The organism is Pseudomonas gorinensis (genome assembly GCF_042015035.1).
Taxonomy (GTDB): Bacteria; Pseudomonadota; Gammaproteobacteria; order Pseudomonadales; family Pseudomonadaceae; genus Aquipseudomonas; species Aquipseudomonas gorinensis.
The window spans coordinates 4,807,146-4,831,360 of sequence record NZ_CP167125.1 but is presented as its reverse complement, the minus strand read 5'-3'; the positions used below and the strand labels follow the sequence as shown (position 1 = coordinate 4,831,360).

The 24,215-nt window shown below is 61.0% G+C and carries 20 protein-coding genes and 4 tRNA genes; 11 read left to right on the top strand and 13 right to left on the bottom strand.

Translation table 11 applies throughout. The annotated features are described in order from the left end of the window. Window positions 1-19: 19 nt before the first annotated feature. From AB7933_RS21840 to AB7933_RS21830, 3 genes are read right to left on the bottom strand one after another with little or no spacing between them, the layout of a single operon-like run. The gene (locus AB7933_RS21840; protein WP_024076289.1) at window positions 20-1,438 is read right to left on the bottom strand and encodes an efflux transporter outer membrane subunit; all 1,419 of its coding nucleotides are present in this window, start codon (window positions 1,436-1,438) and stop codon (window positions 20-22) included. Next, complete coding sequence (locus AB7933_RS21835) at window positions 1,422-2,591, bottom strand: efflux RND transporter periplasmic adaptor subunit (RefSeq protein WP_024076288.1); 1,170 nt, start codon at window positions 2,589-2,591, stop codon at window positions 1,422-1,424. The genes AB7933_RS21840 and AB7933_RS21835 overlap by 17 nt, the downstream gene beginning before the upstream one ends. After that, window positions 2,581-5,802, bottom strand: coding sequence for an efflux RND transporter permease subunit (locus tag AB7933_RS21830; protein WP_024076287.1), 3,222 nt, complete (start codon window positions 5,800-5,802; stop codon window positions 2,581-2,583). The genes AB7933_RS21835 and AB7933_RS21830 overlap by 11 nt, the downstream gene beginning before the upstream one ends. Window positions 5,803-6,042: 240 nt before the next feature. Between AB7933_RS21830 and AB7933_RS21825 the strand changes: the two genes are divergently transcribed. Continuing rightward, complete coding sequence (locus tag AB7933_RS21825) at window positions 6,043-6,453, top strand: hypothetical protein (RefSeq protein ID WP_041161254.1); 411 nt, start codon at window positions 6,043-6,045, stop codon at window positions 6,451-6,453. Here AB7933_RS21825 and AB7933_RS21820 read toward each other — a convergent pair. Further along, window positions 6,450-6,611 (bottom strand): hypothetical protein, encoded by a 162-nt coding sequence (locus AB7933_RS21820; protein ID WP_168232119.1) that lies wholly within the window; start codon window positions 6,609-6,611, stop codon window positions 6,450-6,452. The genes AB7933_RS21825 and AB7933_RS21820 overlap by 4 nt on opposite strands. A 233-nt stretch (window positions 6,612-6,844) precedes the next feature. Between AB7933_RS21820 and AB7933_RS21815 the strand changes: the two genes are divergently transcribed. Beyond that, entirely contained in the window at window positions 6,845-7,507 is a 663-nt protein-coding gene (locus AB7933_RS21815) for a C39 family peptidase (RefSeq protein WP_024076285.1), read from the top strand. A gap of 7 nt (window positions 7,508-7,514) precedes the next feature. Here AB7933_RS21815 and AB7933_RS21810 read toward each other — a convergent pair whose 3' ends face one another. From AB7933_RS21810 to AB7933_RS21790, 5 genes are all read right to left on the bottom strand, one after another. Then, complete coding sequence (locus AB7933_RS21810; protein WP_024076284.1) at window positions 7,515-8,216, bottom strand: VIT1/CCC1 transporter family protein; 702 nt, start codon at window positions 8,214-8,216, stop codon at window positions 7,515-7,517. After that, a complete protein-coding gene (locus tag AB7933_RS21805) occupies window positions 8,213-9,220 on the bottom strand; it encodes an FAD:protein FMN transferase (RefSeq protein ID WP_024076283.1) in 1,008 nt (335 codons plus the stop codon). Before AB7933_RS21805 ends, AB7933_RS21810 begins: the two co-directional genes overlap by 4 nt. Further along, window positions 9,210-11,390, bottom strand: coding sequence for a PepSY domain-containing protein (locus AB7933_RS21800; RefSeq protein WP_024076282.1), 2,181 nt, complete (start codon window positions 11,388-11,390; stop codon window positions 9,210-9,212). Before AB7933_RS21800 ends, AB7933_RS21805 begins: the two co-directional genes overlap by 11 nt. Window positions 11,391-11,415: 25 nt before the next feature. After that, window positions 11,416-11,886, bottom strand: coding sequence for a DUF2271 domain-containing protein (locus tag AB7933_RS21795; protein ID WP_024076281.1), 471 nt, complete (start codon window positions 11,884-11,886; stop codon window positions 11,416-11,418). 82 nt (window positions 11,887-11,968) lie between these two features. After that, the gene (locus AB7933_RS21790) at window positions 11,969-12,292 is read right to left on the bottom strand and encodes a PepSY domain-containing protein (RefSeq protein ID WP_024076280.1); all 324 of its coding nucleotides are present in this window, start codon (window positions 12,290-12,292) and stop codon (window positions 11,969-11,971) included. 131 nt (window positions 12,293-12,423) lie between these two features. Here AB7933_RS21790 and AB7933_RS21785 point away from each other — a divergent pair, with 131 nt between their 5' ends. After that, on the top strand, window positions 12,424-13,083 hold the full coding sequence (locus tag AB7933_RS21785; protein ID WP_024076279.1) for a response regulator transcription factor: 660 nt from the start codon (window positions 12,424-12,426) through the stop codon (window positions 13,081-13,083). Further along, on the top strand, window positions 13,080-14,414 hold the full coding sequence (locus AB7933_RS21780) for a sensor histidine kinase (protein ID WP_024076278.1): 1,335 nt from the start codon (window positions 13,080-13,082) through the stop codon (window positions 14,412-14,414). Before AB7933_RS21785 ends, AB7933_RS21780 begins: the two co-directional genes overlap by 4 nt. Window positions 14,415-14,444: 30 nt before the next feature. Here AB7933_RS21780 and AB7933_RS21775 read toward each other — a convergent pair whose 3' ends face one another. The 4 genes from AB7933_RS21775 to folD form a co-directional block, all read right to left on the bottom strand. Next, window positions 14,445-16,532 (bottom strand): TonB-dependent receptor, encoded by a 2,088-nt coding sequence (locus tag AB7933_RS21775; RefSeq protein ID WP_024076277.1) that lies wholly within the window; start codon window positions 16,530-16,532, stop codon window positions 14,445-14,447. Between the two features lie 82 nt (window positions 16,533-16,614). Beyond that, the gene (locus AB7933_RS21770) at window positions 16,615-17,025 is read right to left on the bottom strand and encodes a DUF2946 domain-containing protein (protein ID WP_041161251.1); all 411 of its coding nucleotides are present in this window, start codon (window positions 17,023-17,025) and stop codon (window positions 16,615-16,617) included. A 210-nt stretch (window positions 17,026-17,235) separates the two neighbouring features. Then, a complete protein-coding gene (pbpG, locus tag AB7933_RS21765) occupies window positions 17,236-18,159 on the bottom strand; it encodes a D-alanyl-D-alanine endopeptidase (RefSeq protein ID WP_024076275.1) in 924 nt (307 codons plus the stop codon). A 439-nt stretch (window positions 18,160-18,598) separates the two neighbouring features. Beyond that, window positions 18,599-19,453, bottom strand: a complete 855-nt coding sequence (gene folD / locus AB7933_RS21760) for a bifunctional methylenetetrahydrofolate dehydrogenase/methenyltetrahydrofolate cyclohydrolase FolD (protein WP_024076274.1) — start codon at window positions 19,451-19,453, stop codon at window positions 18,599-18,601. 275 nt (window positions 19,454-19,728) lie between these two features. Here folD and AB7933_RS21755 point away from each other — a divergent pair. The 7 genes from AB7933_RS21755 (at window position 19,729) to clpX (ending at window position 24,044) form a co-directional block, all read left to right on the top strand. Beyond that, window positions 19,729-19,805, top strand: a tRNA-Arg gene (locus AB7933_RS21755). A gap of 32 nt (window positions 19,806-19,837) precedes the next feature. After that, a tRNA-His gene (locus AB7933_RS21750) sits at window positions 19,838-19,913 on the top strand. Window positions 19,914-19,969: 56 nt separating this feature from the next. After that, a tRNA-Leu gene (locus AB7933_RS21745) sits at window positions 19,970-20,054 on the top strand. Window positions 20,055-20,131: 77 nt separating this feature from the next. Then, window positions 20,132-20,207, top strand: a tRNA-His gene (locus tag AB7933_RS21740). Between the two features lie 403 nt (window positions 20,208-20,610). Continuing rightward, window positions 20,611-21,921, top strand: a complete 1,311-nt coding sequence (gene tig / locus AB7933_RS21735) for a trigger factor (RefSeq protein ID WP_024076273.1) — start codon at window positions 20,611-20,613, stop codon at window positions 21,919-21,921. 91 nt (window positions 21,922-22,012) lie between these two features. Continuing rightward, window positions 22,013-22,648, top strand: a complete 636-nt coding sequence (gene clpP / locus AB7933_RS21730; RefSeq protein WP_024076272.1) for an ATP-dependent Clp endopeptidase proteolytic subunit ClpP — start codon at window positions 22,013-22,015, stop codon at window positions 22,646-22,648. Between the two features lie 112 nt (window positions 22,649-22,760). Beyond that, window positions 22,761-24,044 carry an ATP-dependent Clp protease ATP-binding subunit ClpX gene (clpX, locus tag AB7933_RS21725; RefSeq protein WP_010564906.1) on the top strand — a complete coding sequence of 428 codons (1,284 nt, stop codon included), beginning with the start codon at window positions 22,761-22,763 and terminating at the stop codon, window positions 24,042-24,044. Window positions 24,045-24,215: the final 171 nt, after the last annotated feature.

Here is a 24,215-nt window from a genome sequence, read left to right as displayed (position 1 = left end):
ACGGTGCCTGAGGGCGGTGTCAGGCCTCAGGCTGCCAACCGCCGCCCAGGGCTGTGACCAAGCCGATACTCGCCTGCAACTGCCGCGTCTGCACCGCCTGCAATGTCCGCTGGGCTTGCAATGCCGCCGTCTGCGCCGTCACCACATCCAGATAACTCACCGCGCCCGCCTGATAGCTGTTCATCGCCAGGGACTGGGTGTGCTGCGCCGCATCTGCCGCGGCTTGTTCATCCTGCGCTTCCTGCTGCAAGTCCCGCAGTTGCGCCAGGTTATCTTCCACCTCACGCACGGCCTTGAGCACCTGGCTGCGGTACTGCGCCGACGCTTCTTCAAACTCGGCCTTTGCCTGGCGTTCATTGGCGCTCAGGCGTCCCCCATCGAAGATCGGCAAGTTCATCATCGGCCCCAATGCCCAATAGCGGTTGCTGGCGGACAGCAGGTTGCCCACCCCTTGCGTCTGCCCCCCGATCAACCCGGTCAAACTGAAATCCGGATACCACGCCGCCTTGGCCACGCCGATATTCGCATTGGCGGCAAACACCCGGCGTTCCGCCGCGGCAATATCCGGGCGGCGTTGCAGCAGGTGGCTTGGCAACTGCGAGGGAATCCCGGGCAGGGTCATCAGGTGTTGGCTCTGCGGCAGCGTAAAGTCACTGGCCGCCACGCCCACCAGTTCACCGATCGCATGTTCGGTGAGGTTGCGCTGGCCGGTGACTTCATCCAGTTGTGCCTTGGCTTCGGCCAGTTGATTTTGCGCGCGAGTCAGGTCCAGTTCGGAGGCGATCTGGCCTTCATAACGGCTGCGCGTCAGTTGCAGGGCCTGGCTGTAATCCTCCAGCGAACGGTTGAGAATCCGACGCTGTGCATCCAGCCCATTGAGCTGCACATACAGCGTCGCCAGCTGACGTTGCAGGCTCAGGCGCGCCACGGCCAAGTCATCGCCGGACGCTTGCGCCTGGGCATCACCGGCCGCGACCTGGTTGCGGATTTTGCCCCACAGGTCCAGGTCGTAGCTCAGGGAAAAACCGGCGGTGTTGCTGTTGTATACCGATGGCTGCGTATCCCCGCGCAGCGGCCGTGAATCCGATTGGCGCTGGCGCAACGGCTGCGCGCTGGCGGTGATTTGCGGGAACAGCCCGGCATGCAGTTGGCTGGCATACGCCTGGGACGCATCGAAGTGCGCCAGCGCTGCCGCCAGGTCCGGGTTGGCCTCGATCAGTTGTTGTTGCAGCTGATTCAGGCGGGGCTCGTGGTAGAGCGTCCACCACTGCGGCGCCAGCTGGTCGGACGGCTGCGCGCTGTGCCATGGACCGTCGCTGGTCTGTTCGCGGTAGTTCGCCGGCAGGTCGATCGACGGCACGTGGTAGGTCGGCGCCATCGAGCAGCCTTGCAATGCCAGCAGCATCAACGCCGCGAGGGGCTTAAGCCTTGGGCGCATGCGCACCTCCGGAGGCGTCGGCCAGTTGCACCGGGTCGCCTTCGCGCAGGGCGTCGGGCGGGTTGTCGACGATGCGGTCAGCGGGTTTCAGGCCCTGGTCGATGACCAGGCGTTCGCCGAGGTCGAGGCCGATATGGATGTCTTGCAGGTGCACATGGTTGCGCGCATCGAGCACCGCGACCTGAGTGCCTTGGGCACGGAAGATCAGCGCACTGGCCGGGATGCTGACGCCATGAGTATCCGCCGGAATCGGCAGGGTGGCTTCGGCGTAATCACCGGGCAGCAGTTCGCCGTGGGGGTTGTCGGCGACGAACTGCGCAAGCAGGGTGCCGGAGCGACGGTCGATGGCGGTGGAGTCGCCGATCAGGCGCGCCTTGAAGTGTTTGCCGGGATGCTCAGGCACCGTCAGTTCGGCTTCCAACCCTGGGTGAATCACCGCCGCATAGTTCTGCGGTACCGGCACATAGAGGCGCAATTGGTGGGTGTCGGCGATGTTGAACAGTTCCGGATCGCTGTCGGTATCGGCCTTGATCAACTGGCCGATATCGGTGTTGCGCGCAGTGATGGTGCCGGCGAAGGGGGCCCGGATGGTCTTGTAGCTTTCAAGCGCCGATAGCCGTGCATAGTCGGCCGCGGCCGCCTCGGCGTTGGCCTTTGCGGCTGCGGCGTTGGAGGTTTTTTCATCGGCTTCCTGGCGTGACACCGAGTGGCTGCCCAGCAGGTTTTGCCAGCGTGTGGCGGTGGTTTCGGCCAAGCGTGCATTGGCCTGTTGCTGCACCAGGCGCGCATGGGTTTGCGCCAGTTGCTGGTCGAGGTCGGGGCTGTCGATCTCGGCGAGGATTTGCCCGGCCTTGACCTGGCTGCCGATATCGACTTTCCAGTCCTTCAGGTAACCGCTGACCCGCGCATGGATCGGCGCCTTGCTCCAGGCCTCGAGGTGCGCGGGCAGGCGCAGGGTGTCGCCGGCCACGTTCTGTTGTGGCTGGAACACCATGACTTGGGGGATGGCGGCGGTTTCGGTCCAGGCGGTGACCGACTGTTCGTGCATCGTGCGGGCATGCAGGCCGTTGGCGACCAACAGGGCGGCCAGGGTCAGGCCGCCGACACCCATGAGCATCAGACGCTTGCGCGAGGGGTTGTGATCAGACGACATGTGGGTTTTCTCCAGCAACTGCGCGAGTAGAGTGACGACCGTGGACCAGGCTGAAGACCACGGGAACAAATAACAGGGTGGCGACGGTGGCGCAGATCAAGCCGCCGATCACCGCTCGGCCAAGGGGCGCGTTCTGTTCTTCGGAAAGGGCCAGGGGCAACATGCCGATGATCATCGCCAGGGCCGTCATGCACACCGGGCGAAAGCGCGTATAGCCGGCTTCCAGCGCGGCCTTCAGAGCATCGCCATGCTCGGCCAGGCGTTCGCGGCAGAAGCTCACCACCAGGATCGAGTTGGCGGTGGCCACGCCCATGCACAAGATTGCGCCGGTCAATGCCGGCACCGACAACGACGTCCCGGTGAGGAACAGCATCCACACGATCCCTGCGAGCGCCGCCGGCAATGCGGTGATGATCACGAACGGATCGACCCACGACTGGAAGTTGACCACGATCAGCAGGTAGATCAGCACCACCGCGCCGAGCAGGCCAAAGCTCAAGCCGCTGAAGGCTTCGTGCAGCGCATCGATCTGGCCATGCAGGCTGATCACCGCGCCCTTGGGACGCATCGATGCGGTGTCGTCCAGCACTTTTTGCACGTCGCGGGCCACGCCGCCGAGGTCACGGCCTTGCACGTTGGCGTACAGGTCCAGGGTCGGTTCGATGTTGTAGTGCGTGACCACTGCCGGGCTTTGCACGCGGGAGATGGTCGCCACGCCGCCGAGGATCTGCGACTGGCCGTCGGCACCGGTCACCGGCAGCGCTTCCAGCGATGGCAGGCTGTCGAGACGATATTGCGGGGTGGCGGCGACGATGGAATAGGACACGCCATTGGCCGGGTTAAGCCAGAAGGTCGGTGCGGTTTGCGAGCTGCCGGCGAGGGAGGCGACCATGCTGTTGGTCACGTCCCGTTCGGTAATGCCCAGGCCGTTGGCGCGCATACGGTCGACATTCACTTGCAGCGACGGGTAGCCGGTGGACTGCTGGATACGCAGGTCGGCGATGCCGGGTACGTGTTGCAGTCGACGCTCAAGCTCCACGGCATAGGCGCGGTTTTCTTCATCGCTGCGCCCGGAGATTTTCACGTCCAGCGGGGCCGGCGCGCCGAAGTTGAGGATCTGGCTGCTGATGTCCGCTGGCAGGAAGGCGAAGTGGCTGCCGGGGAAACTCTGGGGCAGCGCCTCACGCAGTTTTTTCACGTAGTCGGCGGTGGGCGCGTGGCCCTTTTTCAGGCTGACCTGGATATCACCGTCCTGCGGACCGATGGTGCCGCTGCTGCTGTAGGCCATGTCGATGCCGCTCAGCGGAATGCCGATATTGTCGACGATGGTGTCCAGCTCTTCGGCGGGGATCACTTCGCGAATCCGCGCTTCAATCCGGTCGAAGGCCGCCGCGCTTTCTTCGATACGCGTGCCCAGCGGCAGGCGCACATGCAGCGCCAATGCGCCGGCGTCGGTGGCGGGAAAGAAGTCCTGGCCGAGGCTCGGCAGCAGCAGGAACGACGCCAGCACACAGGCCAGGAAGCCGACGATAAAGCCCTTGCGGGTGCCCAGCGCGAGGGTCAGCAGGCCATGGTAGGTGTCGCGGATATTCGAGAAGTGACGCTCGAACCCCTGCTGGAAATTCAACACCGATTGCAGCAGGGCATTGCGCGGTTGGCGGTGCTGCTCGCCTTCGTGGTGGTTGATGAAGTCATCTTCCGGATGATGCCCCGCACCGGGCTCCGGCGTGTGCGGCTTGAGCAGGAACATCGCCAGGGTGGGCACCAGGGTGCGCGAAAGGATGAACGAACTGGCCATGGCGAAGATCACCGCCAGGGCCATCGGCCGGAACAGGTAACCGGCGATGCCTTGCAGCAAAAACATCGGCACAAACACGATGCAGATGCACAGCAGGGAGACGAATGCCGGGCCGACGATCTGCGCGGCGCCGTCGAGGATCGCGGTCTTCACCGCCTTGCCTTGTTCCAGGTGCCAGTTGATGTTTTCGATGGTCACCGTGGCGTCGTCCACCAGGATCCCCACCGCCAGCGCCAGCCCGCCGAGGGTCATCACGTTAAGGGTTTGCCCGCTGACCGCCAGCAGCGCGATGGCCGACAGCACGGCCAGGGGAATCGATGCGGCGATGATCAGCGTGGAGCGCCAGCTGCCGAGGAACAACAGAATCATTGCGCTGGTCAGCAGCGCGGCGATGATGCCTTCCTGGGCCACGCTGCCCACCGATTGCTTGACGAATACCGAGGCGTCGCCCAACAGCGAAGTCTTCAGCGACGGCGGCAGGGTTTCGTTGATGCGCGGCAGCATCTGGCGGATGCCGTCGATGATCGACAGGGTCGAGATGCTGCCGTTTTTCAACGCCGGCATCAGCACCGCGCGATGGCCGTCGACGCGCACGATATTGGTCTGCGGCGGCGAGCCGTCGCGCACGTGGGCCACCTGGCCGATGGTGATCAGTGCGCCATCAACCGTTTTGATCGGCAGGTCGTTGAGCTCATCGATGGCCTTCGGGCTGTTGTTGAGCAGGATCGTGTATTCGTTGGGGCCGAGCTTGGCGGTGCCCACCGGGATGATCTGGTTTTGCAGCGCCAGGGCGTTGCCCACGTCCTGTGCCGACAAGCCCTTGGCGGCCAGCGCCTGCGGGTCGAGGTCGAGGGTGATCTGGCGCTGTTTGCCGCCCATCGGCGTGGGCATGGCCAGGCCGGGCAGGGCGCTCAAGGGCAGGCGGATATTGTTCTGCACCAGGTCGCGGATCCTGGCTTCAGACAGCGTCGGGCTGGAGAACGCCATTTGCAGGATCGGCACCGTCGAGGCGCTGTAGTTGAGGATCAGCGGCGGCGTGATGCCCGGCGGCATTTGCTTGAGTACGGTTTGTGATACCGCCGTGACTTGGGCATTGGCGGTGCGGATATCCACGCCGGGTTGGAAGAAGATCTTGACGATGCCCATGCCGGGCAGCGATTGCGATTCGATATGTTCGATGTCGTTGACGGTGGTGCTCAAGGAGCGTTCATAGGTGTAGATCACCCGACCGGCCATGGCGTCCGGCGACAGGCCGTTGTATTGCCACACCACGGCGACGACGGGGATGCCAATATCGGGAAAAACATCGGTGGGGGTGCGCAGGGCCGCCATGGGCCCGACGATGCAGATAAATATGGCCAGCACGATAAACGTGTATGGCTTTTGCAGTGCGGTCTTTACCAGCCCGAGCATGCGTGAACCTCCGGAGGGAGCAGGATTGCAAACCCCGGCAGTCTTGACCGACCCACCTAACACGCACCTTTCAGCCAGGTGAAGGAAGTTTTAGTTATGCGCTGAAGATCGTTTCATGTGTATTCATTTGTTCTACAAAGGCGAGCTCCTCAAGCTTGTACCCCATCGGACGCGAGTCACTTTTCTGCGTCCAGCGCCTTGATCGATGTCCTTTGGAGCCCTGCCATGAACTTGAAAAACCTGTCACTTAAACCACTCCTGCTGATTCCCGCCCTGGGCGCGGTCTTGTTGTTGTCGGCCTGTGCCGGCCCGATTCCCAAGGCTGACCCGAGCGAAGCCTGGATCGGCTTGAAGGAAGAAGCCCCGAATGACTTGATGGCCGAGCGCGTGGATGGCAAACGCGTGGATGACGGGCGCTTTTTTGAAGTGCCACCGGGGGACCACCGCCTGGATGTGACGCTCTATGAGGAGGAACCGGGCGACGATAACCAGCAGGATTGCCAGGGCCGCGTGGAGTACAAGCACTTCAAGGCGGGTGAACACTACACCCTGGTGGAATCCAGCCTGGGCACCACCGTGCGCGCATCCCTGATGGATGGTCACGGCAAGGAAGTCGCCGCGACGCAGGACTTCAATTGCATGCCTGGCTAGGCGTGGTGCACCGCGCGCTTATGCGGCTTGGCGGGCGCAGTGGGTCTGGCGTGGGGGTGATGGTGCCGGCGGGTAATGCGCAACACCCCCCACAACATGGCGCCGGCTACCGCCAGCCAACCGCAGATCAACAGGACAATCGTTGTTGCAAGGCTCATTCGGGCCTCCTTCGCCCCGTAGGGGGCACACACAGTCTTCTCAATGGACAGTCTAGCTACCCGGCGGTTGCCTGCTATTGACCAATGGTCGTGTCCATCCAACTTGTTTGCTCTATCACCGCGTGTTTACTGGGGTTCTCGGCTATAGAGAACGCCATTGCCCGCGGTTTACTGTCGGCGCGATTGGGCTATGATCAGGCCCCTCACCGACAGTTGATCAAGAGAGTAAAAAATTGCGGTTACGGTCGAACGTTAAAACATCCTGGTTGCTGGCCTGTGCCCTCGGGCTGGCGGCCTGTTCCGGTCATCCGTCGAAGCTTGCGGGCTTGCCGGAGCGCGTTGAACTCAATGGCGTCCCGACGTTTCGCAGCGATGCCTATCAGAGCGGTCCTACGGCATTAGCCAGCATGCTGTCGCAACAAGGCATTGTGATGACACCGGGCTTGCTCGATAAACCGCTGCGCTTGCCCGCTGCGCAGGCTGATCTGGAGCGCAACATGCAGGTGCTGGCGCGTGAGTACGGGCTGATGGTGTACCCGCTGGATGCCAAGCTGACCGCGGTGCTGGCGCAGGTGGCGGCGGGCTACCCGGTGATGGCGCGCATCAGTGGCCGGTTCTGGTCTGAACCGCACTACGTGGTGGTCGTCGGCTTTAACCAGCAGAAGAGCACCGTGTTGTTGCGTTCAGGCATGGACCGGCGACTGTTGATGGACTTCAGTGATTTTGAATCGGCATGGAAGAGCGCCGGACACTGGGCCATCCTGACCCAGCGCCCGAGCCAGTTGCCGGCCAACGTGGACGCACAACGCTGGCGTGAAGCCGCCAACGCCACTGCCCAGGCCGGGCAGGAGCAGGCAGCGGCGCAGGCGCTCAAGGTGTTGGCTGAGAAAAAGTAAGCGCCACCTACACCACCGCGCCAAACAGCGCTCCTACGGTCGCCGTAACGCCCATGGCGAGTGCCCCCCACAGGGTCACTCGCCAAGCGCCGGTGATGATGCTTGCTCCGCCGGCCTTGGCCGCGACGCCGCCCAGGCTGGCCAGAAACAGCAGGGACATGCCGGATATCCACGGCACCACGCTGTGGGGCGGCGCGATCACCGTTACCGCGAGTGGCAATGCGGCACCGACCACAAAACTGGCGGCCGAGGCGAGTGCCGCTTGCAGCGGTTTGGCCGTGAGTGCCTCGCTGATGCCCAACTCGTCACGGGCATGTGCGCCCAGGGCGTCGTGTGCCATTAACTGATCGGCGACCTGGTGGGCCAGTTCGGGTGACACCCCGCGGTGCATGTAGATGTGGGCAAGCTCGCTATGTTCGGCCTTCGGGTTGCTCGCCAGCTCCGCCCGTTCCCGTGACAGGTCGGCCCGCTCGGTATCGGCTTGGGAATGCACGGAAACGTATTCGCCGGCCGCCATGGACATTGCGCCCGCCACCAACCCGGCCATGCCGGTGACGAGCAGCGAAGCGTGGGTAGCGTTGGCGGCAGCGACGCCGATCAGCAGGCTGGCGGTGGAGACGATACCGTCGTTGGCCCCCAGGACGGCGGCGCGCAGCCAGCCGATACGATCACTGCGATGGGACTCGGTGTGCCGGTGCATGAATTTCATGGTTGAGCGGGACTCGTGTTCGTGGGCGGTGTTTGGATCGGACGGTTCTCAATCTGCGCCTGCAGAATGCCGTCGACAATCGATATTTCCTTGAGTTGGTCACCCTCGCGCAGCACGAACAGCGCGTCCATGCCGCGCGCCTGCGCCAGGCGTGGGCCTTCGATCTCGCCGAGCACCATCAACGCCGTGGCCCAGGCATCGGCAAGCATGCACGAGGCGGCTACCACCGTGACGGCGGCGATCGTATTGCACAAGGGCGCGCCAGTGGCCGGGTCAAGGGTGTGGGCATACTGTCGCCCCTCGAGGTCAACCCAGTGCCGGTAGTCGCCAGAGGTGGCGATGGCCGCATCGCAGAGCTCCATCACGCCCATGACTTCCCGTCGGCCCCGGCACGGCTTTTCAACGGCCACGACCCAAGGTTGGGCATCCGGCTTGACACCTCGGGCCCGCATTTCGCCGTCGATACCGACCAGGTAGCGGGTCAGCCCGAAACCGTCCAGGCAGCGTGCCAGTTCATCGACGCCAAAGCCTTTGGCGATCGCGTTGAGGTTCAGGTGCAGCGGCGCGTGTTTGCGCACTTGATGTCGTTGCAGGTCCACCGTCAACCCCCCATGGGCGCTCAGGCGGGGGCGTGGCGCCAGGGTGTCGACGTTGTGTGCGGTGATCGTGGGGGCGCAAGGGCCAAAGCCCCAGGCCTCGACCCGGTCACCGACCGCGATGTCGAAGGCGCCGGCGGATTGCTGGCTGACCCGCAGTGCTGTCGCCAACACGCTGGCCAGTTCCTTGGGCACCGGCAGCCAGGTCTGCTCGGGGGCGGCGTTGAGGCGATTGAGGTCGGAATCGGCTTTCCAGAGGGACATTTGCTGGTCCACCCGCTCCACGGCCTGGGCCAGGCTGCGGCTGATCGCCTCGATGTCGAGGCCCGCCTCGGCATAGAACACGGCGCTGTAGCGCGTGCCCATGGTCTCGCCGTTGAGGCTGTAGCGTTGGCTATCAGTAGACATCTTCACGGTAGCGTCCTTGTGTCTTGAGGGCTTGCACACTCAAGTTGAGTGGCACCAGTACTTCATCCAGGGCCTGCATCACGCCTTTGGCCATCTCGCGACTGCCACACACCAGCACCTGGGCGCCTTTTTCAATCAGCCGCCGCAACGTCAGGGCATCGTTGATCAACCGGTCTTGCACGTAGCTGCGGTCCTGCACTTGGGAAAACGCGGCGCGTAACGTGGTCAGGCGGTGGTCGGCCAGGTAACGGTTGAGCTCCGGTTCATAGAGGAAATCCGACGCCGGGTTACGCCCACCCCAATACAGGTGCATCGGGTGCCTGGCCTTGTTGTTGCGAATAAAACCGGCCAGGGGGCCAATGCCGGTACCCGCACCAATCAGGATCACCGGGTGTGCACCCGACGCCGGGCGAAATTGCGGGTTGGGTTGGATAAAGGCTTCGATCGACGCGCCGATTGCCAGGCCATGCAGGAAACCCGAGCACAGCCCACCTTCGTGTTTGCGCACGCAAATCTCCAGTACGCCATCGTCACGGCTGCTGGCCAGCGAATAAAAGCGTGGCAACGGGCTGCCCGGCGGGTAGATGCCGACCAGATCGCCGGCCTGGAAACGCGGCAGCCCGCCGGGTGCCTTGAACCGCAGGATGTGGGTCGGTGCCTGTACTTGCTCGCCATAGACAGTGCATTCGGCCAGTACCAGTTGATGGGTACGTGGTCGCTCAGGGTTGTGGACCAGTTTCAACGCCTGCCCGAGGACTTCACCCAGGTCCAGGCCCCAGCGCATGAACTCCTGGGAGGACTGGCGGTTGATGGTTTCCAGTGGCAATAACGCCACGCCGCCGGCCTGCTCCATGGCGGCCTGCACGACGGGGGCGTATTGGCAGAACTGCGCAAACTGTCGATCGCCAAAACCCAGTACGGCAAAAGGCAGGCCGGGTTTGATCGCGCATTGCTCCAGCCGTTTGAGGAACTGTGTGGCCGAGGCGGGCGCGTCGCCGTCGCCATGAGTGGCCGTCAGGATCAATACCCGCTGCGCGCTGCGGTAATCCCCTGTCCATTCATTCATCGCTGCGCTATGCACCCGATGGCCGGCCTGGTGCAGCGCGTCATGCAAGGTGCTGGCAAAGCCCCAGGTGGTGTTGTTTTCACTGCCCACCAGAATCACGCTGTCGGCGGCGTGGGCAGGGCTGTTATGACGAATACGCGGGCCGGCCTTGCGGCGGCGCCACCAGAGCAGCACGCCGGTCACGCTCATCAGGGGCACGCTGAGGGCGCAGAGGCCAAGGAACAAGCCCAGCCACCAGAGGCCTTCACCGGTGTGCAATTGATAGATCAATTGGTAAAGGTCATGCAGCGAGTCATGGGCCTGATAAGACACCAACGCGCCGCTGACCGGGTCCACGTAGCCATCGCCCTGGGCGGTGCGCAGGGAAAACACGTCTTGCGGGTGACCGGGGCTCGGGTACACCAGTTCGCGCAGGTCATTCAGGTCGGTGGCCTGCAAGGCTTGCAGGTTGGCCACCGGTTGCGCCACGCCGGCGCTGATGGCGGTCGGGAAGGCCGGCTCGCTCTGGCTGCCGTCGGCGACCAGGCCAAAGGTGCTGGCGCACAGGTAGAGCCCCGTCAGGGCCGAGAGCAACAGGCCAAGCACGGCCAGGCGCCCGACTTCGGCATGCCAGCGTTGGCTGAACGTGCCCCGCAGCGGTCGCAGCAGGTTGCGCAGGCCGCCCAGGCGGCGCGCCAGCAACAGCGCGCCGGACACTGAAAGGATCAGCATGAAAAACGCGCCGATACCCGCGACCCCATGCCCTGCGGTGCCCATGAACAGCGAGCGATGCAGGTCTTTGACCCAGCGCGAAACGGCCGACGGTTCGTAGGGGCCAAGGCCCTCGCCCGTCAGTGGATCGACCGTTTGCGCAGCGGCCTGGCCGTCCTGGTTGTAGTAGATGATCAACGTCCCGGACGCGGTGCGCTGAATCTGCTCCACCCCCGGAAAATGCTGGGCGATGCGCCCGGCCAACTGGCCGACATTGAGCTGCCCGGCCTCGATTGACGTGCTGTGCAGGCGTTCCAGCGCTGGGTTGACGGACAACACTGCGCCGCTGATGGCCATGATCATGACCAGCAGGGCGGCGATCAGTCCGGGCAGTGAGTGGAACTGGCGAAGCATGTTCAGCCTCCAGAAGTGGCGAGTACTACAGGGCGTAGGTAAACGACTCGACGTAAGTGTTGCCGCTCACCGGCTTGCTCGACCCGCTCGATGTCAGGGCAACGCTGACGTCGGCGCGGCTGTCGCGTTTGTCTTCCACGGCGCTGTCGATACGGATCTGATACCCGGCATCGATCAAGGTGTCGGCCAGTTCAACGCTGACGGTGAGGGTGTCGCCGCTGCCGACGCTGGCGCCGCTGAGCCCGTCAAACTCGCTTGGGTTCATGCCGCTGCCACGGGCCCAGTCGCTCAGGTGGCGGTAGTACTTGGCTTTCTTGCCAGCCACCCAAAGGGTTTTCTGGTACTGGCCGTTGGCGTCAGTGACATAGATCGCCAGGTACGCACCGTTGCCGCTGTAGGGCTTGAGCTGGGTGGTCAGGGTGACTTCTCGGGCCTGGGCCAGGCTCGGGAGAGCAAGGGCGCCGGCGAGGCAGGTTGCAGCGAAGAGTGTTTTCATGGGGATGTCCTGGTTGAGCGTTGTGGCGAAAGCCTGGACCTGCTGGCTGACAGCAACCTGAAAGCCTTGGAAAGCGTCAGGCTCATTGAGCGCCAGGGCGGTCGAGGTAATCCCGTGCGTCGCCGTTGTCGCCGAAATGGATTTCCAGTTTGCGCAGGCGAAGTGAGGCGGGTGCGTAGCTGGCTTCGATCGCATTGCCCTTGCGGTCGGTGGCCTTGAGCGTGTAGCAACCGTCGTCGACCTTGATGCGCTGCACACTCCAGCCGTATTGCTGCTCGACCTGCTGGCGCAAGGTTTCGCGCGGTTGCCAGTCGTTGACCGGCTCGCGGCAGTCGTCATCGGCCAGGGCGTACCTGCCGAGCAGGACGCTCAGCAGGGCGGTGCTGGCAATAAAAGCGGGTTTCATGATCTATCTCCGATTCGATGGGCCTGTGCGGCATACCCTAGGGGGCATTCCTGACAACCGGCTGAATCTTCAGATTCACGTCAGGTAAGGCCGCTAGGGTGCTGCACGACAACCATCAGAGGAGGTGCCAGATGCGCGTTTTATTGGTCGAGGACGCACCTGGGCTGGGCGAGGCGGTACGCGAACAGATTGCCGATGACGGCCACGCCGTCGATTGGGTGCAGCGACTGGAGCATGCGAGCGCCAGTGTGCGTACCACGCCGTATGACCTGATTCTGTTGGACCTGATGTTGCCTGACGGTCGCGGGCTGGACTTTTTGCGCCAGCAGCGTTCGGCTGGCAACGTGACCCCGGTGATCATCCTCACCGCCCAGGACCAGATTTCCGACCGCATCGCCGGCCTGAATGCCGGCGCCGACGACTACTTGGTCAAACCGTTCGACCTGTTTGAACTCTCGGCCCGTGTGGCCGCGGTGGCCCGCCGCTACAGCGGTAACCCGAACCCGCTGATCAGGCTCGGTGAATTGCAGGTCGACATGAACGCGCGCACCGTGCAGCGCGCCGGCGTCACCATTGACCTCACGGCACGCGAGTGGGCGCTGTTCGAGGCGTTTGTGCAGCGCCCTACGGCGTTGCTGTCGAAGTCGCAGCTCGAAGAGCGCTTGTATGCCTTTGGCGCCGAAATCGAGAGCAACACCATCGAGGTCTACATCAGCCGCCTGCGTAAAAAACTGGGGCGTGAGCTGGTGGAAACCGTGCGCGGCATGGGCTATCGGTTGATGACCGTATGAAGTCGCCGATCAGCCTGCAAAGGCGCCTTGGCCTGGGACTGACCCTGGGCATGACCTTGCTCTGGCTGGGCGCGACCGTCGGCGCCTGGCTGGTGGTGCAACATGAGTTGAACGAAGCGTTCGACAGTGCCCTGGAAGAGACCGCGCAACGCATCCTGCCCCTGGCCGTGCTGGAAATCAGCAACCGCGAAGAACCGCGCACCGCCCAGCACATCGCAACCTTGAAGATGCACAAGGAGTATCTGACCTACCTGGTGCGTGATGCCCAGGGCCAGATCCTGATGCAGTCCCATGACGCCAACCCGAAGATATTCAACGACTCGCCGCGCGAAGGGTTCTCTACCACGAAAAAGTACCGGCTGTATGGTGCGAGTGCGCTGCGCAATACGTTGTTCATTGAGATCGCCGAGCCGCTGGGGCATCGCCGCGAGGCGGCGCGGGAAGCCTTGTTTGCTTTGTTGCTGCCGCTATTGGCGTTGATCCCCATCAGCTTGTTGGGCACTTGGCTGTTTGTGCGCGTCAGCCTGCGTAGCGTGTTGGCCTATCGCCGTGCCGTGGAAGCCCGAGGGGTGGGGGATTTGTCGCCGATCAGCGTGGCGCGGTTGCCGGCAGAAATCGACCCGTTGGCCGACGCGGTCAACCACCTGTTGGAGCGCCTGCGCAAGGCATTGGAGGCCGAGCGTAGCTTCACCGCCAACAGTGCCCATGAATTGCGCACACCGTTGGCCGCGACGTTGGCGCAGATCCAGCGCCTGCGCCAGGAAGCGCCGGAAGGTCCATTACGCATGCGTGCGACGAAGATCGAAAACTCATTGCGCGAGCTGGCACGGCTGTCGGAAAAGCTCATGCAGTTGGCCAAGGCCGAGGGCGGCGGGCTGTTGTCCGAGGCGCCCCAGGACCTGATCCCTTTGCTGGCCCATGGGGTCGATGAATGGAATCGCAGCAGCGGTCAGCGCATCCGCTTGCAGCTTCCTACCCAGGGCAGTGTGTATGCGGCGATTGACCCGGACGCGTTCGGTATTCTGCTGCGCAACCTGATCGAGAATGCATTGAAGTATGGGGCGGAGGACCAACCGGTTGAAGTCAGCCTGACGGACCAGGCGCTGCTGCGGGTGGTCAATGGTGGGCCGGCTGTGCCTGCACCAGTGTTACAGCGCCTGACCGAGCGCTTTGTGCGCGGCAGCAGCGAAGCCAGCGGCACAGGGCTCGGCCTAGCCATTGCCAAGACCATCGTCCAAGGGGTCAAGGCGCGTATGACCCTGGCTTCGCCCGCGGCCGGCAGAGACGACGGGTTCGAAGTCAACGTTCAGTTTTTGCGCCTGCCGACCTGAACGTTGACTGAGCCCCAGCGACTGCTTGCCTCAGAAATCCACACTGACGCCGGTATACAACGCCCGCCCGTCACCGGGTGAATGCAGCGAAGCCTGGGCACCGTCCGGGTCGTACCAGACGTATTCATAGTAGCGATTGGTAAGGTTCTTCAGCTGCAGATCGACACTGACCGACTCGGTCACCCGGTAACTGGCGCCGAGGTTCATCAGGACGTAGCCACCGTAAGTCCCCCGGGTATTTTCGCGTTCAAGGTAGTAATTCGTCTGGCCATTCATCCACGCCGTCAATTGCAGGGCAGGGGTCGCCTTGTAGCTGACCCCGGCGTTGTACAGGTGATGAGGGATGTGGTCGATTTCCTGGCCTTTGCTGTTGGGCAAGGTTGAACTGGGCTGGAGTATTTTCGAGTACTGCCAGGCGTAGGCCATCCAGAGATCGGTACGCTCGTTCGGGTGCAGGTTCACTTGCGCGTCGTAACCCCAGCGCCGGGTTTGGCCGACGTTATCCGACTCACCACTCGGGTCGTTGAGTCGACGACTGACTTCGCCACTGGCCTTTTGTTGCCAATAAGCCACGCGGCCGTCGATCCAATCGGCGGGCGTGAACTTGATGCCGGTTTCCCAGCCTTCGTTGATGGACGGCGCGAGATCCGTATCCCTTGGCGGAATCTTGTAGGCCGCGGCACCGGTACCCACCTGAAATGTACGGCCCCAGTTGGCATAGACGCTGGCAACGTCCCACGGTGAATACACCACGCTGAGCTTGGGTTGTTTGATCAGCCCATAGTCATTGATGTCGTAGTCCAGGCCGGTCATTTCGTTGGTGAAGTCGCCCTGGATCTTATCGACGCGATAGGCCGGGATGATCTTCAGCGACTCGAACGGTTTGATCTCGGCCTGCACGTAGGCGCCGTAGGTATCGAAGTCGAATTGCTGGTCACGGGTTTGGGCCTGCCGGACCCGGTCCTTGGTGCGGTAGCGCTCGCTTTTGTTCTGTTGCTGTTGCATGTCCGCGCCGCCTTCCAGGGCGAAGTCATACAACCAGCTGACTTCAGGGCGCCAGGTCAGGGAGGTGAGGGCGCCGTATTGGGTTTCGTACGCATCGCGCTCTTGCTGGGCGCTGGTGCGCCAATATTGCGTCCAGCGCCGGTCGTCGAAGGTGTTGACGTAGGTTTTCGCCGCCCAGGCCAAGGTGTCGGACAGCTCAGTGTCGAAGTGCACGCTGAGCTGGTTCATCCGCCGCGTGCCTTTGTCGGTGGCGTTGTAGCTGTTGGTCATGGTCGGGTGCTGGTGGGCATCCTCTTCACTCAGGTAGCCGGGTTCCTGCGCCTCGGTTTCGTAGTGACGGGCGATCAGGCCGATACGGTAGCGGTTGTCGTCCGGGGTATAGAACCATTTGCCGGCCATGGAAAACTTGTCTGCCTGGGCGTGATCGCGGTAGCCGTCGGATTTCTGGTAGGCGAAGAAGTAATTCTGCGTCCAGTTGCTGCTTTCGATACCCTTGGCGAGCTGGGTCTCCTGCGTGTTGTAGCTGCCATAGCGAATACGTGCCTTGGTGTAGTCGCCACCGGTGCGGGTCAGCATGTTCACATTACCGGCGATGTTGTTCAGGCCGTAGCGCGCATCGCTGGTACCGCGTACCACTTCTATGCTGTCCAGCTCCAGGGGGAAGATCATGTCCATGAACGGCATATTGCCGTCGTTGCTGTTGCTCGGAATGCCGTCGATCAGCAACTTCACTGCGTTGACTTCACCTTCGCCGTTAAAACCGCGAAAGGAAATCTTGCCGGAGGTGGTGCCTTGGTTGAATTCGGTGAGCATCACCCCCGGCGCACGGCTGAACAACTCCCAGCTGTAATTGACCGGCATTTTTTCGAGGATATCGGCGCCGAGCACATCCACTGAGCTGAGCACACTGCTGGTACTCAGCGGGCCATTGCTGCCGGTGGCGCCCTGGACCGTGACGGTGCCGAGGGTGAGGGTTGAGTCTTCGGTTCTACTGGCTTCGGCCAAAACCAGGGGCAGCGGGTTGATGGCGAACAAACCGACCGACAGGAGCGGCCATAGGGATCGGGACACGCAAACGCGCTTTGCGCACGGCAAAGTCAATGGAGCAGGCATAACGCACACTTCCTGATAAACAAGACACTTCAAAGGGGTTCAACCACCTCAGGGGGCGGTGAAAAAGAAGAGCGCACCTCACCTAGGTGGGTGCAGGTGTCGACCAGGCGGTGGGGGAGGCGCGTGGGCTCAGGCTGGGCCAGCGAATCCTGGGGTGCAGCGTCGGCAGCTCAGGGTTGACGAGGGCGATGGCAAGCGCGTAGCGCGGCAGGAAATGTCGATAGTAGTCGGAGGGCAGTGCCGCCAGCCCGGCATGGCCGCAACAGCAATCGCTGTGTTTCATGGGGCTGCTGGACGGGGCTGACTGGAGTGGGTCGATCAGCTTGCTCAAGCTGGGAGGTAATGCCTGCGAGGTGCCCCCCGAGCAGAATCCGCCCCATAGCAACAGCCCCATATCCGGCGGCTGCAGGGCACGGCCGAGCGGCATGGCCAGCATGTTGAGCAGCACGGCAAGGCAGGCGATCCAGGGGCTTATGCGTTTGAAGCTAGCCATGAAAGACGTCGACTGAAAGGGATGAACATTTAGCGGCAGTTCCTGCGCAAAGTAAAAGCGCATTCGTGCGCTATTTTGCCGCAGATCAGGCAGCGGCCTGGGGCGACCGACTCCCCCGCAAAAATCTGTTTTGTGTGTCTATCGGACAAAAAAATGCCCCGAGCGAGTCGGGGCATCCGCCAAGGTGACACCTTGTCCTGGCGGGTTGGTTCAGCGTCGAACCTCTGCCGCGTTGGCGCGGTTCTTCAGGTTCTTATCGGCTTTGTAGCGCAATGCCACATCCGGCACCGAACCGCTCTTGCCGGTTTCGACCCAGTTGCGAATGCGGCTGGCATCGGCGAAGTGGGTGAATTTGCCGAAGGCGTCGAGGATCACCAGCGACACCGGGCGGTTACCCATGCTGGTTACCAGCACCAGGCAGTGACCGGCCTGGTTGGTGAAGCCGGTCTTCGTCAGCTTGATGTCCCAGTTGGCGCGGTTGATCAGGTGGTCGGTGTTGGAGAAGCCCAGGGTGTAGTTGGGCTTGCGGAACGCCACGGTTTTTTCCTTGGTGGTGCTCAGCTGGCTCAGCATCGGGTATTTGCGCGCATAGGCCAGCAGCTTGCTCAGGTCCCTGGCGGTCGACACGTTGTGGATCGACAGGCCGGTGGGCTCGACGTAATGGGTACTGGTCATGCCCAGCGCCTTGGCCTTGGCGTTCATCGCTGCAATAAAGGCCGGGTAGCCGCCTGGGTAGTGGTGGGCCAGGCTGGCGGCGGCGCGGTTCTCCGAGGACATCAGGGCGATCAGCAGCATTTCTTTGCGGGGCATTTCGCTGCCGATTTTCACCCGGGAGAACACACCCTTCATTTCCGGGGTGTCCTTGATGTTGATGTCGATGTACTCGTCCATGTTTTGCTTGGCTTCGAGCACGATCAACCCGGTCATCAGCTTGCTCACGGAAGCGATGGGTACCACCACGTCCGGGTTGCTGGAATAAATCACCTTGTTGGTCTGCAGGTCGACCAGCATGGCGCTGCCGGAGGCAATTTGCAGTTTGGAGGTGTCGCGCGGCGCCAGGGTGGTTTCGGCGGCTTGCACGAAGGTGCCTGTGAAAGCAAACAATAGGCTGACGAGAGAGAGACGAATTTTCACGCGGATGAACTCGCTAAAAAGTAAGGAAATACCGTTCTGCAACGGGTTATATGAAAAATGACGTTACATTTTAAGAGTATGGATCAGAAAACGATAGAGAGCCTTTAAATAAAGGCTGTAAGCCGATGATTGGTTGGGTTTGTACCCACCCGCGGAAAAAAAAGGCCCGCTTGTGGGCGGGCCTGATGGAGTTCTTCAAAGGAGTGGGGGTAAGTTGCGCCCGTTCCCGTCGATGGCGGGTGAAAAGGATGTCGAAGAATCGAGAAACCCGGCATTGCGGCTAGCTATTGAGCAGGATGCTCGGGCGAGTCCTTTATGTGGCTGACTTCAACAACCCGTGGCGTTTTGGGAGGGGGGAGGAGAGCAGCTTTATTGACGGGTGATCAAAAAAACAAAAGCCCTGCGATCAGGCAGGGCTTTTGTTCAGCGCGCCAGAGGGTCAGGCGTGCAGGGTTTCCGCCGCATACAGCGTATTTTCCAGCAGGCAGGCACGGGTCATCGGGCCAACGCCGCCTGGCACCGGGGTAATCCAGCCGGCGCGGGGCAGGGCGGTTTCGTACACCACGTCGCCGACCAACTTGCCGTCTTCCTGGCGGTTGATGCCGACGTCGATAACGATGGCGCCTGGCTTGATCCATTCACCTTTCACCAGCCCTGGCTTGCCGGCGGCGACCACGACCAGATCGGCGCGGCCGACATGGCCGGCCAGGTCTTTGGTGAAGCGGTGGGTCACGGTCACGGTGCAGCCGGCCAGCAGCAGCTCCATGGCCATCGGGCGACCGACGATGTTGGAAGCACCGACGATGACGGCGTCGAGGCCGTAGAGGTCGACACCGGTGCTTTCGAGCAGGGTCATGATGCCTTTGGGCGTGCACGGGCGCAGCAGCGGGATACGCTGGGCGAGGCGGCCGACGTTATACGGGTGGAAGCCATCGACGTCCTTGTCCGGGCGGATGCGCTCCAGCAGCTTGGAGGCGTCCAGGTGCTCAGGCAGCGGCAATTGCAGCAGGACGCCGTCGATGCTCGGGTCGTCGTTGAGGCTGTCAATCAGGTCGGTCAGGGCCTGTTGAGTCGTGTTGGCAGGCAGGTCGTAGGCTTTGGAGATAAAGCCGACCTCTTCACAGTCTTTACGCTTGTGCGAGACATAAACCTGAGAGGCAGGATCGCTGCCGACCAGGATCACCGCGAGACCCGGCGTGCGCAGACCTTGCTGGCGACGCTCGGTGACGCGTTTGGCGATCTGCTGGCGCAGGCTGGCGGCGATTGATTTGCCGTCGATAAGTTGTGCAGTCATTACGCGTGATTAACCATCGAGAGGGGGAAGAAAAGTGCGCGCATTCTCGCACGCCAAGGCGTGAGGGCAAAGGCGCTTGGTCTGCAAATTGGCCTAACCCCTTAAATAAAATGAATTTTTTTTAAAAAAGATTTGACGGGTTTCCGGGGCCTCTATACTATTCGTCGCACTTGTCGGGCACAGCCTAGCACTGGTTAAGAAGGTCGAGCAGAATTGCTGTTCTGCAAGGCTGGAAGCACTTAGTTTGTAATCCTCCAAGAGTACAGATTAATCAGGCGCCCGTAGCTCAGCTGGATAGAGCATCCGCCTTCTAAGCGGATGGTCGCAGGTTCGAGTCCTGCCGGGTGCGCCATTAGGCAGCTTTGGCACAAGTAGCGCTATATGGTGGGCGTAGCTCAGTTGGTAGAGCACGGGATTGTGACTCCCGTTGTCGAGGGTTCGATCCCCTTCGTCCACCCCATATTTAGAAAGGCGCCAGATTAATCATCTGGCGCCTTTGCTTTAAGAGCTTCAAGCGCGGATGTGGTGGAATTGGTAGACACACTGGATTTAGGTTCCAGCGCCGCGAGGCGTAAGAGTTCGAGTCTCTTCATCCGCACCAATTAAAGCCATGCGCAGCCGACAGGCTGGGTAGGGCTCAACAAAGAAGTGGTTTGGTTTCTTTGTTAACGCAATATGGTGGGCGTAGCTCAGTTGGTAGAGCACGGGATTGTGACTCCCGTTGTCGAGGGTTCGATCCCCTTCGTCCACCCCATATTCGAAAGGCGCCAGATTTAACAGTCTGGCGCCTTTTTTGTTTTAGCGGTTCGAGTACCCGGCGGCTGTAGGTGCTGGGTCGCAAGAGCGGGGCGTTTCGTCGTATTTATGTATCTCGATGATGCCGCACTGCTTGCCTGTCCTGTTCGTGGGGGTGGGCTGTCAGGGAGATGATCGGCGACTTCTTCTATATATAGAAGGGTTGGCGCAGAGCCCTGGCGTGATTGGCTGTTATTTGTCACCGGGGCGAGCTGCATTCGTGCATTCGTACCGATAAATTGCCTGCTGTTTTTTTACCCGTTTCCAGTAGGGTGACTTCTTGAGTTTGACCCACTAGAATGCATGCCCTTGATTCTGGGGTCGGAAACGGCCGGCTAACGTCTGTGCAACGAGGAATATCCATGCAAGTTTCTGTTGAAAATACTACTGCTCTCGAGCGCCGCCTGAGCATCACCGTGCCGGCAGAGCGCATCGAGACTGCGGTCAACAAGCGTCTGCAGCAGACTGCCCAAAAGGCCAAGATCGCTGGCTTCCGTCCAGGCAAAGTGCCAATGAGCGAAATCAAGCGCCGTTTTGGTGCTGATGCGCGCCAGGAAGCGGTAGGTGACGTGATCCAGGCTTCCTTCTACGAAGCCGTTGTTGAGCAAAAGCTGAACCCGGCTGGTTCGCCGTCGATCGAGCCTAAGTCCCTGGAAGCAGGCAAGGACCTGGAATACGTTGCCGTATTCGAAGTGTTCCCAGAGTTCACCGTTGCCGGTTTCGACGGTATCGCTATCGAGCGCCTGAGCGCTGAAGTGGCCGATTCGGACCTGGACAACATGCTGGAAATCCTGCGCAAGCAAAACACTCGTTTCGAAGTGGCCGACCGTGCCGCCCAGAACGAAGACCAGCTGAACATCGATTTCGTGGGCAAGGTTGATGGCGAAGTATTCGCCGGCGGCTCCGCCAAGGGTACTCAGTTGGTGCTGGGCTCCAATCGCATGATCCCGGGCTTCGAAGACGGCCTGGTTGGCGCGAAGGCTGGTGAAGAACGCGTCCTGAACCTGACTTTCCCAGCTGACTACCAGAACCTGGACCTGGCTGGCAAAGCCGCCGAGTTCACCGTGACTGTCAACAGCGTTTCCGAGCCTAAGCTGCCAGAGCTGAACGAAGAGTTCTTCGCTCAATTCGGTATCAAGGAAACCGGTATCGAAGGCTTCCGCACCGAAGTTCGCAAGAACATGGAGCGCGAGCTGCGCCAGGCCATCAAGTCCAAGGTCAAGAATCAGGTGATGGACGGTCTGCTGGCCGCCAACCCGATCGAAGTGCCTAAGGCCCTGCTGTCCAACGAAGTGGATCGCCTGCGCGTACAAGCTGTTCAGCAATTTGGTGGCAACATCAAGCCTGATCAACTGCCGGCCGAGCTGTTCGAAGAGCAGGCCAAGCGCCGCGTCGTGCTGGGCCTGATCGTGGCTGAAGTGGTCAAGCAGTTCGACCTCAAGCCTGACGAAGACCGCGTTCGCGAAATGATCCAGGAAATGGCTTCGGCCTACCAGGAGCCTGAGCAGGTCGTGGCTTGGTACTACAAGAATGACCAGCAGCTGAACGAAGTACGTTCGGTTGTGCTGGAAGAACAAGTTGTGGATACTGTTCTGCAGAAGGCTAAGGTGACCGATAAATCGGTCTCTTACGAAGAAGCAGTCAAACCGGTCGAAGCACCACAAGCCGACTGATTGCCCAACTCGTTCGAAATACAACCATAAGCCAGCCTCGCGCTGGCTTATGTGTTTTCAAGACATGACTATTTGGGAGTAACTGCAGAGCATGTTCCGTAATTCCTATATTCAGCAGAACTCTGATATCCAGGCCGCAGGCGGCCTGGTCCCGATGGTTGTCGAGCAGTCCGCTCGTGGCGAACGCGCCTACGACATCTACTCGCGCCTGCTCAAGGAGCGAGTGATCTTTCTGGTGGGTCCTGTAGAGGACTACATGGCCAACCTGATCTGTGCGCAACTGCTGTTCCTTGAAGCGGAAAACCCGGACAAGGACATCCATCTTTACATTAACTCGCCGGGCGGTTCGGTGACTGCGGGCATGTCGATCTACGACACCATGCAGTTTATCAAGCCGAACGTGTCGACCACCTGCATCGGCCAGGCATGCAGCATGGGCGCATTCCTGCTGACCGCTGGTGCCGAAGGCAAGCGTTACTGCCTGCCGAACTCGCGTGTGATGATTCACCAGCCACTGGGCGGCTTCCAGGGCCAGGCATCGGATATCGAAATCCATGCCAGGGAGATCCTCTTTATTCGTGAGCGTCTCAACACGCTGATGGCCAAGCACAGCGGGCATACCTTGGAAGAAATCGAGCGTGATACCAACCGTGACAATTTCATGAGTGCCGAAGCGGCACGTGATTACGGGTTGATCGACGCAGTGATCGAAAAGCGCCCCGCTTAATATAAGCTGCTCAAAATAGGGCTGGTCGGCTTGTCCGATCACCGGCGGGCTTGAAAAAGCCCGCATAAGCCTTCATCTTGTGTTGCAAGCCTATCGGATTTGGATCGAACGAATGACTGACACCCGCAACGGCGAGGACAACGGCAAGCTGCTCTATTGCTCCTTCTGTGGCAAAAGCCAGCATGAAGTACGCAAATTGATTGCCGGCCCCTCGGTCTTTATCTGCGACGAGTGCGTCGACCTGTGCAATGACATCATCCGTGAGGAGGTGCAGGAAGCCCAGGCCGAAAGCAGCGCGCATAAATTGCCTTCGCCTAAAGAAATCAGCGGCATCCTTGACCAGTATGTGATTGGTCAAGAGCGTGCAAAGAAGGTTCTGGCCGTAGCGGTGTACAACCACTACAAGCGCTTGAACCAGCGTGACAAGAAAGGCGACGAAGTCGAACTCGGCAAGAGCAACATCTTGCTGATTGGACCTACAGGCTCGGGTAAAACCCTGCTTGCAGAAACCCTCGCTCGCCTGCTGAACGTTCCGTTCACCATCGCCGACGCCACCACCCTCACCGAGGCTGGCTACGTGGGTGAAGATGTCGAGAACATCATTCAGAAACTGCTGCAGAAGTGCGACTACGATGTTGAGAAGGCCCAGATGGGTATTGTCTACATCGACGAAATCGACAAGATTTCCCGCAAGTCCGACAATCCGTCGATCACACGGGATGTTTCCGGTGAAGGCGTTCAGCAGGCACTGTTGAAGCTGATTGAAGGCACGGTTGCTTCCGTACCGCCACAAGGCGGCCGCAAGCATCCGCAGCAGGAATTCCTTCAGGTTGATACGCGTAACATCCTGTTCATCTGTGGCGGTGCGTTCTCCGGTCTGGAAAAGGTTATTCAAAACCGTTCCACCCGTGGCGGCATTGGTTTCAGTGCAGAGGTACGCAGCAAGGAAGAAGGCAAGAAGGTGGGCGAGTCCCTGCGTGAAGTCGAGCCTGACGATCTGGTCAAGTTCGGTCTGATCCCGGAATTCGTTGGCCGTCTGCCGGTCCTGGCCACGTTGGACGAGTTGGATGAGGCTGCTCTGATTCAGATCCTCACCGAGCCGAAAAACGCCCTGACCAAGCAATATGCCAAGCTGTTCGAAATGGAAGGTGTAGACCTCGAGTTCCGTACCGACGCACTCAAATCGGTGGCCAAGCGGGCACTGGAGCGCAAGACCGGTGCGCGTGGCCTGCGCTCGATTCTCGAAGGCGTGTTGCTTGACACCATGTACGAAATCCCCTCGCAATCCGAGGTGAGTAAAGTGGTGATCGACGAAAGCGTTATTGAAGGTAAGTCCAAGCCACTGTATATCTACGAAAACAGTGAGCCTGCTGCCAAGGCTGCGCCAGACGCGTAAGCGTTTTGCAGTTGCTTTACAAACAAGGGGCCTTTAGGGGCCCCTTAGTTTTTAGGACGCGTTTTGGCTGTACCGGTTTTCCTGCGTTTAACTGCTGGCAATAAGCTTGTTTTTTTTGCATGCAGCCCCCATCTTGGTTTCAAGCTTACTTTTCAACTGTCATAGAGGCGA

Coding starts and splice junctions, on each gene's coding strand:
- AB7933_RS21805 (WP_024076283.1), bottom strand. CDS start 9,220: ATGTCTACTGATAGCCAACGCTACAGCCTCAACGGCGAGACCATGGGC.
- AB7933_RS21785 (WP_024076279.1), top strand. CDS start 12,424: ATGCGCGTTTTATTGGTCGAGGACGCACCTGGGCTGGGCGAGGCGGTA.
- AB7933_RS21790 (WP_024076280.1), bottom strand. CDS start 12,292: ATGAAACCCGCTTTTATTGCCAGCACCGCCCTGCTGAGCGTCCTGCTC.
- AB7933_RS21840 (WP_024076289.1), bottom strand. CDS start 1,438: ATGCGCCCAAGGCTTAAGCCCCTCGCGGCGTTGATGCTGCTGGCATTG.
- AB7933_RS21780 (WP_024076278.1), top strand. CDS start 13,080: ATGAAGTCGCCGATCAGCCTGCAAAGGCGCCTTGGCCTGGGACTGACC.
- AB7933_RS21810 (WP_024076284.1), bottom strand. CDS start 8,216: ATGAAATTCATGCACCGGCACACCGAGTCCCATCGCAGTGATCGTATC.
- clpP (WP_024076272.1), top strand. CDS start 22,013: ATGTTCCGTAATTCCTATATTCAGCAGAACTCTGATATCCAGGCCGCA.
- AB7933_RS21830 (WP_024076287.1), bottom strand. CDS start 5,802: ATGCTCGGGCTGGTAAAGACCGCACTGCAAAAGCCATACACGTTTATC.
- AB7933_RS21775 (WP_024076277.1), bottom strand. CDS start 16,532: ATGCCTGCTCCATTGACTTTGCCGTGCGCAAAGCGCGTTTGCGTGTCC.
- clpX (WP_010564906.1), top strand. CDS start 22,761: ATGACTGACACCCGCAACGGCGAGGACAACGGCAAGCTGCTCTATTGC.
- AB7933_RS21800 (WP_024076282.1), bottom strand. CDS start 11,390: ATGCTTCGCCAGTTCCACTCACTGCCCGGACTGATCGCCGCCCTGCTG.
- AB7933_RS21770 (WP_041161251.1), bottom strand. CDS start 17,025: ATGGCTAGCTTCAAACGCATAAGCCCCTGGATCGCCTGCCTTGCCGTG.
- folD (WP_024076274.1), bottom strand. CDS start 19,453: ATGACTGCACAACTTATCGACGGCAAATCAATCGCCGCCAGCCTGCGC.
- tig (WP_024076273.1), top strand. CDS start 20,611: ATGCAAGTTTCTGTTGAAAATACTACTGCTCTCGAGCGCCGCCTGAGC.
- AB7933_RS21835 (WP_024076288.1), bottom strand. CDS start 2,591: ATGTCGTCTGATCACAACCCCTCGCGCAAGCGTCTGATGCTCATGGGT.
- AB7933_RS21820 (WP_168232119.1), bottom strand. CDS start 6,611: ATGAGCCTTGCAACAACGATTGTCCTGTTGATCTGCGGTTGGCTGGCG.
- AB7933_RS21795 (WP_024076281.1), bottom strand. CDS start 11,886: ATGAAAACACTCTTCGCTGCAACCTGCCTCGCCGGCGCCCTTGCTCTC.